This is a genomic window from Arthrobacter sp. LFS091 (assembly GCF_047977885.1).
Lineage (GTDB): Bacteria > Actinomycetota > Actinomycetes > Actinomycetales > Micrococcaceae > Arthrobacter.
In genome coordinates this window covers 344013-356688 of the sequence record NZ_JBFPFP010000001.1, presented here as the reverse complement: position 1 = coordinate 356688, position 12676 = coordinate 344013, and the positions used below count along the sequence as shown (strand labels likewise).

General features: G+C 62.5%; 11 protein-coding genes. 2 read left to right on the top strand and 9 right to left on the bottom strand.

Annotated elements, in window-relative coordinates; genetic code table 11:
• The first annotated feature begins 66 nt into the window (after positions 1 to 66).
• Both ACNQOP_RS01645 and ACNQOP_RS01640 read left to right on the top strand, forming a co-directional pair.
• Positions 67 to 1044, top strand: coding sequence for an SPFH domain-containing protein (locus ACNQOP_RS01645; RefSeq protein ID WP_416403119.1), 978 nt, complete (start codon positions 67 to 69; stop codon positions 1042 to 1044).
• Positions 1045 to 1301: 257 nt separating this feature from the next.
• On the top strand, positions 1302 to 1649 hold the full coding sequence (locus ACNQOP_RS01640) for an RNA polymerase-binding protein RbpA (protein WP_011774875.1): 348 nt from the start codon (positions 1302 to 1304) through the stop codon (positions 1647 to 1649).
• A gap of 76 nt (positions 1650 to 1725) precedes the next feature.
• Here the strand turns inward: ACNQOP_RS01640 and ACNQOP_RS01635 are convergent, their stop codons facing one another.
• From ACNQOP_RS01635 to ACNQOP_RS01595, 9 genes are all read right to left on the bottom strand, one after another.
• Entirely contained in the window at positions 1726 to 2469 is a 744-nt protein-coding gene (locus ACNQOP_RS01635; RefSeq protein WP_416403118.1) for a polyprenol monophosphomannose synthase, read from the bottom strand.
• A 401-nt stretch (positions 2470 to 2870) separates the two neighbouring features.
• Entirely contained in the window at positions 2871 to 4529 is a 1659-nt protein-coding gene (locus ACNQOP_RS01630) for an amidohydrolase (RefSeq protein WP_416403117.1), read from the bottom strand.
• A 48-nt stretch (positions 4530 to 4577) separates the two neighbouring features.
• Complete coding sequence (locus tag ACNQOP_RS01625) at positions 4578 to 7553, bottom strand: DEAD/DEAH box helicase (RefSeq protein WP_416403116.1); 2976 nt, start codon at positions 7551 to 7553, stop codon at positions 4578 to 4580.
• Between the two features lie 24 nt (positions 7554 to 7577).
• Positions 7578 to 8414, bottom strand: coding sequence for a twin-arginine translocase subunit TatC (tatC, locus tag ACNQOP_RS01620; RefSeq protein ID WP_416403115.1), 837 nt, complete (start codon positions 8412 to 8414; stop codon positions 7578 to 7580).
• A gap of 6 nt (positions 8415 to 8420) precedes the next feature.
• The gene (tatA, locus tag ACNQOP_RS01615; protein ID WP_235522029.1) at positions 8421 to 8690 is read right to left on the bottom strand and encodes a Sec-independent protein translocase subunit TatA; all 270 of its coding nucleotides are present in this window, start codon (positions 8688 to 8690) and stop codon (positions 8421 to 8423) included.
• A 36-nt stretch (positions 8691 to 8726) separates the two neighbouring features.
• Positions 8727 to 9077 carry a hypothetical protein gene (locus tag ACNQOP_RS01610; RefSeq protein WP_416403114.1) on the bottom strand — a complete coding sequence of 117 codons (351 nt, stop codon included), beginning with the start codon at positions 9075 to 9077 and terminating at the stop codon, positions 8727 to 8729.
• 9 nt (positions 9078 to 9086) lie between these two features.
• Positions 9087 to 11117, bottom strand: a complete 2031-nt coding sequence (locus ACNQOP_RS01605; RefSeq protein WP_416403113.1) for a helix-turn-helix transcriptional regulator — start codon at positions 11115 to 11117, stop codon at positions 9087 to 9089.
• 95 nt (positions 11118 to 11212) lie between these two features.
• Positions 11213 to 11608 carry an FKBP-type peptidyl-prolyl cis-trans isomerase gene (locus ACNQOP_RS01600; RefSeq protein WP_026540707.1) on the bottom strand — a complete coding sequence of 132 codons (396 nt, stop codon included), beginning with the start codon at positions 11606 to 11608 and terminating at the stop codon, positions 11213 to 11215.
• 86 nt (positions 11609 to 11694) lie between these two features.
• A complete protein-coding gene (locus ACNQOP_RS01595) occupies positions 11695 to 12621 on the bottom strand; it encodes an FKBP-type peptidyl-prolyl cis-trans isomerase (protein WP_284985706.1) in 927 nt (308 codons plus the stop codon).
• Between the last annotated feature and the right edge of the window lie 55 nt (positions 12622 to 12676).

Genomic DNA, 12676 nt, shown 5'->3' with positions numbered 1-12676 from the left:
TCGGGCCGGCGGGGACTCCCGTGCAGAGCGGCATCAAACCACGCAATTGGGGAACGAAGGAGATGTATGGACGGCTTAGGAGGAACAGCAGCAGCAATTGTGCTGATTGTTCTCGTCATTTTTGTGATCATAGTGTTGGTCCGCTCGGTGAGGATCATCCCGCAGGCGCGCGCCGGCGTCGTTGAACGGCTTGGTAAGTACCAGCGCACGCTCAATCCGGGACTCACCATCCTGATCCCGTTCGTCGACCGGCTCCTGCCGTTGCTTGACCTGCGCGAGCAGGTCGTATCCTTCCCGCCTCAGCCGGTCATTACCGAAGACAACCTGGTGGTCTCGATCGACACCGTGGTGTACTTCCAGGTCACTGATCCCAGGGCGGCCACCTACGAAATCGCCAACTACATCCAGGCTGTGGAGCAGCTGACTACTACCACGCTGCGTAACGTGGTGGGTGGGCTCAACCTCGAAGAGGCACTGACGTCCCGCGACCAGATCAACGGCCAACTCCGTGGTGTGTTGGACGAGGCAACAGGCCGTTGGGGAATCCGCGTTTCACGGGTCGAGCTCAAGGCCATTGATCCGCCCCACTCCATCCAGGATTCGATGGAAAAGCAGATGCGCGCTGAACGTGACCGCCGCGCGGCCATCCTGACCGCCGAGGGCACCAAGCAGTCGCAGATCCTCACAGCGGAAGGCCAGCGCCAAGCCGCTATCCTCGCCGCCGAAGGTGATGCGAAGGCTGCTATCCTCCGGGCCGATGGTGAAGCCCAGGCCATCCAGAAGGTGTTCGACGCGATACACAAGGGGAACCCGGACCAAAAGCTGCTGGCGTACCAATACCTGCAGACGCTTCCCAAGCTTGCCGAGGGCAGCTCCAACAAGCTGTGGATCATTCCCAGCGAAGTCGGCGAGGCACTCAAGGGAATCGGCGGTGCCCTCGGGGGCGCTACGGGAGAGTCTCCTGTAGCTGGCCTCTTTGGCGGTAACGAACAAGCCAAGTCCGCCGAGACTACACCGGCGGCGCCGTCCCGGAGCGCTGAGTAAACGCAGCGCCAACACGCGACGAACGGCCAGCCCCAGTGGCTGGCCGTTCGTCGCGTCCGGCCCCTTTTGAGTACGGAGCGCCGATCCGCGTATAATGGGATATTTGTCCGGCTGGTTCAGCGTGGATGGAACATAAAAGCTTTGCCAGGCGTTGCAATTAGTGATGCAAGGTGTGCAGAAGTAGTCCGTAAGGATCGTGAAAACGGCTTACGGCTAGCGCGGGGTTACTGCTCCGCGAACAGACAGAGGGAGTAATCATGAGCGATCGCAGCCTGCGGGGTATGCGTCTTGGCGCCCAGAGCATGGAAACCGAATCCGGTGTTGAGCCGGCACCGCGCCAGCGGGTCGAGTACCGTTGCGAAGATGGAGAGCAGGTCTTCGTGACCTTCTCCTCAGAAGCCGAGATCCCCCCGGTTTGGGTTTCCAAGACCGGCAAGGAAGCACTCCTGGTTGATGGCGAGCGTCCCGTGGATGCCAACGAGAAAGCTGTCCGTACGCACTGGGATATGCTCCTTGAGCGCCGCAGCCTTCCCGAACTGGAGCAGATCCTTGAGGATCGTTTGAACATTCTGCGTGAGCGCCGTGGAGAACGCCGCTCCGCATAGCAAGCCAGATACACCAAAGGCCGGCTCCGATTCCCGTAGGGAAATCGGAGCCGGCCTTTTTGGTGTGCAGTGGCGGTTACTTGGTCACCGCCTGCGACTTCCGGGTGAGTTTGGCCCAGCGTGCTGCCAGCCCCCACCTGGTGACATTGATCATGGCCTCGACAACGATGTTGCCGCTCATCTTCGAGGCACCGAGTTCGCGCTCCACGAACGTAATGGGTCGCTCTACGATGCGCAGGCCCAGTTTGGCTACGCGCCAGGCAAGGTCAACCTGGAAGCCGTAACCAACCGACTCGACCTCGTCCAGCTTCAGCGCTTCCAGCGTGCTGCGACGGAATGCGCGGTAGCCGCCGGTGACATCCTTGATCTTGACGCCCAGCATGATGCGCGCATATGTGCTGCCGATCCGGGAGATGGCCTGGCGGTAGAGCGGCCAGTTGACGACGCTGCCGCCTTCCACCCAGCGGGAACCCATGGCGAGGTCTGCTCCGTCCTTGACTGCATCCAGGAGGAGGGGAAGTTGCTCCGGCTGGTGCGAACCGTCGGCGTCCATTTCGACCAGGATGTCGTACCCAGCGGCGAGACCCCATTTGAAGCCTGCGATGTAGGCGGCCCCCAGGCCTTCCTTGCCCTTCCGATGCAGGACATGGACGTTGCTGTCCTCCGCGGCGAAGCCGTCGGCCAACTGTCCCGTGCCATCAGGGCTGTTGTCGTCAACCACCAGGACATCGGAATCGGGAACTGCTGCGCGGAGGCGCCCGAGGGTCTTGGGGAGCGATTCGAGCTCGTTGTAGGTGGGAATGATCGTCAGGACACGCAAGAAGAGGCCTTTCCTTGATGGAGCGGTCAGTGTGCCGGACCAGCCAGTCGGCTGGCATTCTGGCGCAACTCTCCATTATAGGACGACGCCGGGACCTCCTCGGGCGGCTGTGGCGCCGAACACATGTGCGGGCAGCTCCGCAGGCCCAGGGCCAGTAGTGCCGGGAAGCGAAGTCCAGGACAAACTGTTTTCTGGGTCACCGAGGATCTGCCCACTCATGTGCCGCCAACATGGAAAACCGGCCACGGCTGGACCGTTAGGCTCCGTGTGCTGCCTCTAAGTTGATCATCCGTTGAGCCTCAATGCTACGGACTCACAGCATGCTGTCAACCAGTCAATGACCTGCGGATCCGTCTGTCTTCCCAGCTCAGAGCACTCGCTCTCCGCGGAAAATTCGCCAGCTAGGACCTGAGTGCCTCATGGGCGAATAGCTCCTGTCCTTCCCGGACAGTCTGGAGGCAACGCGGATCGGTGCCGGTGTCCAGGGCAGGCAGCAGGGGTGTCCGCGCACGGGGGTCCGTGCTCCAGGACTGGACCCTGCTATCGGCAACCTGGACCATGAGTTCGTCGACTTCCCACACCGCGAAACTGGCCGGGGCGCCGGGCACGAGCTGGCCCATCAGGGGGTTCCGATGCTTGGTGGCCCGCCAGCCGGCCCGGGTGTGGCCGAGGAACGCAGCCCTGGCTGAGATCCGCTGCTCGGGGTTGCTGTGCTCCAAACAGGCGCGGACGCTGGACCAGGGGCGCAACGGTGTGACCGGACTGTCACTGCCGAAGGTAATGGGGACTCCGCTGGCGTAGAAGGAGGCGAAGGGATTCATGGATTGGCTTCGCGCGCCGAGGCGTTGCGAATACAGGCCGCCAGCTGCACCCCACGCGGAATCGAAGCCCGGCTGCACACTGACGGTAATGGAGTACTTGGCCAGTCTGTCGATGGCGGCCTGGTCAGCCATCTCGACATGTTCCAGGCGGTGGCTGGCTGCACGGATGCGCTGCTCCCCCACCTCGGCGGCGGCCACGTCCAGCGCGTCCAGTACCGCGGCCAGCCCGGCGTCGCCGATAACGTGGAAGCCTGCCTGGATGCCCAGCAAGGACGTAGCTGCGATGTGCTTCGCTGCGTCATCCACCCCGAGGTACAGGCTGCCGCGTTGACCGGGTGCATCAGAGTAATCATCCAGCAACGCGGCCGTCCTTGAACCCAGGGACCCATCCATGTTGAGATCCCCGGCGAGTCCTCTCACATCGGTACCCAGGCCTGCCAGGATGCTCCGGGCATGCTCTTCGGAGGTAGCCAGCTCACCCCAGTACGGAAGTACCTCGGGACTGCCCGGCTGCCCATTCCATGATGTCGCCAAGCGAAGGTCTTCCGGGCCGCAGATGTGGGGTGCGGACATCTCTGCCAACGCCACATACCCGTTGGCGGATGCTTCCTTCAAGGCCCGCTCCTGATATGCGCGCCGCTGGTCTTCCGGGAATTTTCGGGCTGCCAGCCGGGCTGCTGTGTGTGCCGCCCGCACTGCCTGCGCGGTTCCTGACCACCCGTCCAGGCCCGCTGCGTTGGCCTCGGCAGCCAGCGAAGCCGTGATCAGTGCTGAGTGGACATCGATGCGTGAGAGGTACACATGGCGGCCCCCCGATGCCCGTTCCAGTTCTTCGAGGGTAGGAAGCGTGGGATCATCCCACAGCGTCTCGTCCCAACCGTGGCCCAGGATTGTTCCCGTACCACCCGAAGAAGCAACGGCGTCGAGCAGTTCCCTGGCCGAACGCACAGCGCCCAGCTGCAGCCCCGACAGGGCCAGCCCGGTTTCTGTCAGGTGCACATGCGAGTCGACAAAGCCTGGTGCGAGCAAGGCTCCGCGAAGGTCAATGATGTCCATTGATGAATCCGCAATGGAGGTTGCGGCCTGCTCAGAGCCCACCCAGGCAACGGTATCGCCGTCGACCACCATGGCTGTTGCGAACGGATCCGCAGCTGTATAGATCGAACCATTGCGGTACATGGTGACCTTCTTGCCGGTCCCTGCGTGGTGATGGCCGGCAGGCACGCCTGGCTGGTTCATGCGTTGAGCTCCTTGAGCGGTTGAAGACGGTAATTCATGGAGGTGGCGTCAGGCCACGGTGGAATAGGCCACGACGCCGCGCCGGACCAGGTCGATGGACTCGCGGCAGATCCTGGACAGGCGGGGGTCCAGTTGGGGAATTTTGGCCAGTTGGTCCAGGAGATCCACTACCTGCTTCGCCCAACGGACGAAGTCGCCGGCCGCGAGGTCGGTGCCGTTGAGGACATCCTGGAGGTGGCGTCCCTTGGCCCACTTGTACATGGGCCACATCAGTCCAAGTTCGGGCTCCCCGGTCAGCGGGAGCCTGTGGTGTTCTTCTGTGTCCTCCAGCTGTGACCACTCACGCACCACGATGTCCACGGCCGACTCGAGCGAAACCGAGGGCATCTTCGGCCTGAGCCCTCGGTCCTCGCGCTTGGCCTGGTACACCAAGGTACTGGCCAGGGAAGCGAGCTCTGCGGCATCAAGGTCGTTGATGGCGCCCTGCCGGACCGACTGGGAGATAAGGAGGTCCTTTTCTCCGTAGATGCGGCGGAGACGCTGGCCATCAGCGCTGATCGTCACATGACCGGCGTCGTCGGTCTCCAGGTAACCATAGGCCGAGAGGACATCGCAGACACGGTCGAACGTCTTGGCGATCGTGTTGGTCCGGCCTTGGATCTGGCGAACCAGTCCGTCGGTTTCCTTGCGCAGTTTCCACCAGCGCTCCGACCAGCGGGCGTGGTCCTCGCGTTCGCTGCATCCGTGGCAGGGGTGGGCGCGCAATGCACGGCGCAGATCCGCAATCTTTTTTTCCTGGTCCGGGAGCCGGGCACCCAAACCGAAGTCCTCGTGCCTGCTGTTGCGACGGCTCTGGGGTACGTCCTCACTGATGGCATGACGCATGGCCGCGGCAAGGTCCCGCCTGGCCTTGGGTACTTTGGAATTGAAGGATTTGGGGATCCTGATGCGGGTAACCGGTGACACGGGCCCCTCCAGGTCGTGGACACCGATGCGCCGGAGCTGGTTATCGGATGTCAGCACGGAGGGCCGCGGTTCGCGGGCATTCCGATCCACCTCGAGGACCACTGCGTGCCCAGCCAATCTGCCGCTGTAGATGCTGATGACATCCCCAGGGATCAACCGTGTCAACGAGTCGGTTACATGGGAGCGGCGGGCGCGCTGGTTATCCCGGGCCGCGAAGTTCTCGGCATCGCTGAGGTCGCGGCGGAGCTTGGAGTACTCGGTGAAGTCCCCCAAATGGCATTGCATGGACTTTGCATACCCAGCCAGTGACTCTTCGCGGCCGCGCACCTGCCGGGCGAGGCCAACGACGGATCGGTCCGCCTGGAACTGCGCGAAGGATGATTCAAGGATTTCGCGCGCCCGCACACGGCCAAACTGGGCGATCAGGTTGATGCTCATGTTGTACGTGGGGCGGAAGCTGGAGTTCAAGGGATAGGTGCGCCGCGAAGCAAGGCCTGCGACGGCGGTGGGATCAGTTCCGGGCTGCCACAGCACCACCGCATGGCCCTCGACGTCGATGCCGCGTCGTCCAGCGCGACCCGTGAGCTGGGTGTACTCCCCCGCGGTGATGTTGACGTGCGCTTCGCCGTTAAACTTCTCGAGCTTTTCCAGGACCACGCAGCGCGCCGGCATGTTGACGCCCAAAGCGAGTGTTTCTGTTGCGAACACGGCTTTGACCAGACCGTCTGCGAAGAGCTTTTCCACTACCTCCTTGAAGGTAGGGAGCATGCCGGCATGATGGGCGGCGAAGCCCCTGACCAGGCCGTCCCGCCAGCTCCAAAAGCCAAGGACATCGAGGTCGTCTGCAGGAATTTCGTGGCTTGCTTCGTCCACGCGCTGGGCAATGATCTGTTGCTCGCGCTCGGTTGTGAGCCACAACCCCGATGCCGCGCACTGGGCAACCGCGGCGTCACAGCCCGCCCTGGAGAAGATGAAGGTGATGGCAGGCAGCAGATCCTGGCGACGCAGGCTTTCGATCACCTGGGGGCGGCTGGCTTTGCGGACCGGGCTGCGTTGCTCGGACTGCTGCCGCTCCTCCCTGTAGCGGTCCTGGCGGCGCCGGCTCCGGCCCCCGTGCCCGTATCGGCCGGCTGAGTTCATCCTGCTTTCCGAGCGTGCCATGGCCAGGAGGTCGGGGTTCACTTCAAATTCCCGGCTAACGAGGCTTTGGCTCGCCTTGGTCGATGCGGAGCGCGCGGAAGACACTTTGCGGCGTTGGGGGCCGCTTGGCTCGACAGGGATCTCGGCGTTCTCGGAGAGATCAGGCACCTCGGGGTCCAGTGGGCCCGGCACGGCTGGAGCTATTTCATCGAACGTAGTGTCCCCGGCAAAAAGATCAACGATCTCGCGGCCCACCATTACGTGCTGCCAGAGTGGAACGGGCCGGTGCTCCGAGACAATGACGTCGGTGTCGCCCCTGACGGTGTCCAGCCACGCGCCAAATTCCTCGGCGTTGGAGACTGTAGCGCTCAAGGAAGCAACCTGTACCTCGCTGGGCAAGTGGATGATGACTTCTTCCCACACCGCCCCGCGGAAGCGATCCGCCAGGTAGTGGACCTCATCCATCACCACGAAGCCCAAATCACCGAGCGTCTCCGAATCGGCGTACAACATGTTCCTAAGGACCTCGGTGGTCATGACCACCACAGGAGCGTCGCCGTTAATGGTGGTGTCACCGGTCAGCAGTCCCACATTGGCCGCACCGTACTTGGCCGCCAATTCGGAGAACTTCTGGTTGCTCAACGCCTTAATGGGGGTGGTGTAGAAAGCCTTAAGGCCGCGTTCCAAGGCAAGGTAGATGGCAAACTCGCCAACGATTGTCTTGCCGGCACCGGTCGGGGCGGCCACCAGGACTCCCCGCCCCTCCTGAAGGGAGCGACACGCGTCCCGTTGGAAGTCGTCGAGTTCGAAATCAAGCGAACGGGCAAAGGATCCGAGATACGTTTTCGACTCGGCCGCCCGCTGGGCTGCGGCCTGGTAACGGTCGGACGGTGATGGAGACCCGGAAGTGGAGGACATGCCTCAAGCCTAGTAGGCCGAGGTCTACAGATTCTCCAGATCCGCGGCAGAGGTGGCGATGTCCGCAGTGGCTTCAGTCTCAGCAGCACGCTTCAGGGAGCGTCGTTCCCGGCGCCTGTCGTTGACGAGGCACAGTCCAACGGCTGCGAAGAACAGCAGCAACATGGGGGCGGCCAGGTAGAACATACTCATTGCGTCGGCACCCGGAGCGGCCATGGCCGCGAAAAGGCACACCAGGAAGATGGTGATGCGCCAACTCTTGACGAGTTGCTTACCTTTGATGATTCCCGCGAGGTTCAAGCCAACCAGCACCACCGGAACAAGGAAGGCGATACCGAAAGCCAGCAACAGCCGGAGGACGAACGCCAAGTAGATCTCGGCGCTGATGAAGTTTGAACCGCCGATCGGGGTGAAGTCGGTCAGCACGCGCACTGCGTTGGGCAGCACTAACCACGCGAGGAGGACACCACCAATGAACAGGGGAACTGCCGCCGCCACAAACGACAGCGCCAGGCGGCGCTCCTTTTTGTGAAGCCCGGGGACAATGAACGCCCACAGTTGATAGATCCAGACGGGGCTGGAAACTATCACGCCAAGAAACACCGACACCTGGACCATGAGGTCAAAGGAACTGGCCACACCGTCAAAGTTTAGGGTGGCCGCCCTGCCCTCTTTGGCGTTGAGGTCCTTGATCGGTTTGATCAGCGCTTCAAGGAGCGGCTGGTAGACGATGAAGCCCACCACGGTTCCGACAATGACGCCGATAGCAGCCTTGAAGAGCCGGTTCCTGAGCTCCTTGAGGTGGTCAAGGAGCGCCATCCGGGCTTCGGGGTTGGTCTTGCGCCCCTTCGTTTCTACCACTTCTTCTTAGACGCGGTTAGCGGGCGGAACGTCGGTTTCGCCGTTGTTCTGTGCCTTCACATCCGGGTGCCCTACCACTTTGCCTTCAACGGCGTCGGAAGGTTGCTGCGTATCCTTCGTTTCGGAAGAACCGTCCTTCTTCATTTCCCGGACTTCAGACTTGAAAATGCGCATCGACTGTCCAATGCTGCGCGCCATGGACGGCAGCTTCGGTGCGGCAAAAAGCACCAGAGCCAGGACGATGATGATGATGAGATGCCAGCCTTCGAGCCTCATGTGGGGAGGTCCTTTCCTTTTGGATACATCCTACGTCTATCTGAATTCCATGTCGTGCAGGGATTGTGGCTGACCCCGCTCGGCTTTGCGTTTGACGCGTTTTTGACGCCGAACTTCCTGTCGGGAGGCTTTGGCCGTCAGGTAATCATGACGCATCTGCTCCGGGGAGGCAAAAATGGCGGAACCCGGTTCAGGGCGGTCCGCGGGCGTTTCAACATCGGAGGTTTTCGGGACCGGTGGAAGGTTGCTGAAACGTTTACCTGCGTCAGCCAATTCATGAACAGTTGTCATGAATTTCCTGAACAACCGATACCCCAGCGTCACGTGGAGGAGCAACGAAAGGGCAATGAGCGCGATCCACAACAGGATCCAGAACCACCAAGGCATCTGAGTAGTCTAGCCAGCCTGGCCGGCCGACGAAGAGTCGTATCCAGCCAGGGCCTCGTTGATCCATGCGCGGGTTGCCTGCCGCAAGGCCCCAGGAGTGAGAATACGCACCGACCCGCCGTTCTGGGAAACAAACATGGGAAGCCACTCCGCGCTGCCGAACCGGACCTCAGCCAGGAGGCCGCCGTCGGGCAATTGCGCCGTGCGCTCGGCGTAGTAGTCGTCAGCCAGCCCAGCGCCCTGCCGGGTAAGTTGCAGCACTACCAGCACGTCGTCATCACTGGGTGTGTAGAGCCGCGCCGGGAAGGCGTCCGGAGCCGTCACCGTCCCGGATACCGGACGGCCGTTCGGCTCCAGGAACTCAACCCTGTCCAGCCGGAAATTCCGGAGCCCTTCCTTGCTGTGGCAATACGCTTCGAAGTACCAGGTGTTGTCGAGGGAAAAGAGCCGCAAGGGGTCGACATCCCGCTCTGAAACTTCGTCCCGCTGTAGCGACAAGTACCTCAGCCGGAGCTGCTCGCCGTCCCGGATGGCCTTGGTAATGGTGGCGAAGGCCTGGGATTGTTCGGGTGCCACGGATTGGCCTGCGACCGACCCCGCCAGCCGACCAGCCTGCCCCGCAGCGCCGGTCAACTTGATGGTGACGGACTCCAGTGCGCTCCCTGGTTCGTCCTCAGGCATGCCCGCCAGGGCCGGTAGGTCTCCCAGCATGGCCAGCCCGGTCAGGAGGGCCGCTGCTTCGTCTTCGCTGAAGCGTACGGGGCGGTTCAGGTCCAGGTGCTCGGAAATGTAGACATGGTCGTTTTCCCATTGGATGTCCAGGAGGTCGTCCGGATAGCCTTCCGGCAAGCCGGAACAGATCAGGATCTTGAGATCGTCTATCAGCGCTTTGCGGCTGATGCCGAAGTGGTCTGCGACTTCCTGGATGTGCAGGCCCTGGTGGTGGACCAGGAACGGGACGAGCTGCAGCATCCTGGCCAGCTGGTCCTCCGATGTACGCTTGCGCGCCCGCGGCGTCGGTCCGGCTTCGGGGAAGATCACCGGTGGCTCCGGCGCGGCGTCGAAGTCCAAGGCAGCTTTAAGGCGGCGGACGACGGCGGACCGCAACTCTGCGGGTTCGATCACCGTGGCGTGTGGTCCATAGGATGCCAGCTCTTCGGCGAGCTGCTCAGGATCCCGGAACTCCACCACGATGCGGTCACGGTCACCGTCAGGGTCGCTGATGGCAGGAGTCGAGCCGGGCCGGACAGCCCTCTTGCGGAGCGCGAGGAGCCGGCCGCTGTCAACGTCGAGGATAGCTTGTTGGATGGGCAGTTCGTTGAGGGCGTCAAGCTCGGCCCGGGCGTTGAATCCCGCCGGGGGCTCGAAACTGCCTCCGGTTACGACCGTTACCGCTGTCGTCATGCGCGAGAGCCTGAAGAGCCTCTTCGCTCCCCTCCCCCGGTCGAAGCCCACGAGGTACCACTGGGCGAACCGGCTCCCGAGACCCCACGGCTCCACTTCACGCACTTCTTCGCGTCCGGTGCTGACCGCAAGGTAGCCGAAACGGACCGGATGCCTGCCGTGCATGGCCGCCACGACGTCGTCGAACGCTTGTCCGGCGGGCTTGATGCGGGGTTGAACCCCGGCAGGCAGGTCGACGTCCGTGAAACCACCGGCAGCCTGCAGCTTCCGGACGGCGTTTGCTGCCGCGGTACCCAAAGCGGCGCGTTCCCACAACTGCGCAGCGAGAAGGAGCACCGTGCTCTCTGCCGGTGTCAGGTTCACCTCGGGAAGCCGGTTGGAGTCCTTGCCGATCCGGTATCGGGTGGACGCGGGGTCGTCGGCCCCAAAACTGCGGGGATCGGTCAATGTTTCGATTTCGAAGCCGAACTGCTTCAGGTCCACTTTGTCGCGCTCGAACATGCGCCCAAAAGCGACGTCGTTCTCGGCTGAATCGTGGTAGACCTTTTCGCGAAGGACGGAACGCGGAAGCCCCACCTTGGTATTGAGCAAAGCCAGGAGGAGGTTCAGGAGTCGTTCGGTGCGGGATGCAGACACGGTTGCTACGTTACTAAAGTCCGGCGGGAAAGCAGCAAGGCGCGTCACCGACCGGTAAAACCGGAGGGCAACGCGCCTTGCGCAGAACGCGGGTCCTAGCGGACAGCGACGAGGTCAACCACGAAGATCAGTGCTTCGTTGGGCTTGATCGCTCCGCCGGCACCACGGGAGCCGTAAGCCAGCTCCGACGGGATCTCCAGTCGACGGCGACCGCCAACCTTCATGCCCAGGAGGCCCTGGTCCCAGCCCTGGATAACCTGGCCGACGCCGACACGGAAGTCGAGCGGAGCGCCGCGGCCCCAGGAAGCGTCAAACTCTTCGCCCGTGGACCAGGCGACACCAACGTAGTGGGTGGAGACGGTGTCTCCGGCTTTTGCCTCCGCGCCCGTGCCCTCAATGAGGTCCGTGATGACGAGGTCCGTGGGGACGTCACCTTCCGGGAAGTCGATTTCAGGCTTGGTGCGGTCGAAGTCACGCTGACCAAATGACATGGTTGCTCCTTTTGCAGGATGTACGAATGGTTGTCGGATACCAGCCTAAGCCAGCACGCGGCAGGGATGTCGACGTGCGTCGGTGATTACTTGACGCCGAGGATGTCTACGACGAAGACGAGGTCGCCCTTGGCTTCGCCCTGGCCGGCAGCGCCGTAGGCCAGGTCCTGCGGAATGACCAGCAGGACGCGGGAGCCTACGGTCTTGCCGGTAAGGCCCTGGGTCCAGCCCTTGATGACTCCGCTGAGGGGGAAGCTGGTGGACTGTCCGCGGTCGTAGCTGGAATCGAACTTGGTTCCGCCGACGAGGGTGACGCCTACGTAGTTCACCGTGAGTGTGTCAGTGGCTTTGACTTCAGCACCGCTGCCCTTGATCAGGTCCTGGGAGATGAGTTCCTTCGGAGCGGCAACCCCGTCCACGGAAATCTGCGGAATGCCCTTGTCGTCTTCCTTCACGGTGGGAAGCCCTGCCGGCGGCGTCACGGTCTCGCCCTCAGGCTTGTCCAGAACAGGTGCCGCGTCCTGGGCTCCGACCACCTTGAAAACGATCAGCTTGGCAGAAGTTGCAGGTGAAGCCGTCGCGTTGCCCGGAGCGGCGATGGCAATGTAGCTTCCCACCTTGGCGCCGACGATGGCGTTGTACATGGCGGCGTTGGAAGACTTCAACTGATCGTTGATGTCCAGCTTTTCGGGGTCGCTGGCGTAGGTGTCCTCCAGCGAAGAGCCGTCATTGCCATCCATCACGACATAGGCGAGTTGTACCGTCTGTCCGGCCTTGACAGCATCACCCGTGCCGGCACTGACCAATTTCACGGTGGGCTCGGCGACCGTGAGCGGCTTGGCGAACTCAACGCCCGGCGTCTTCTTTTCGCCGTTGTCCGTCACTTTGAGGGAGTCGAGCTTGGAGAGGTCTCCCGTCGACTGGCTGGTGGGCTCGCTGGCTGGAGTTGTTCCTCCTCCGCACGCGGTCATCAGCAGCAGGGCAGGAAGGAGAATTGCTAGGAGTCGGCGCACAAAAAAGACACTTTCGTCGGGGCAAGGGAGACTTGGAATGACGCATTGCGCATCC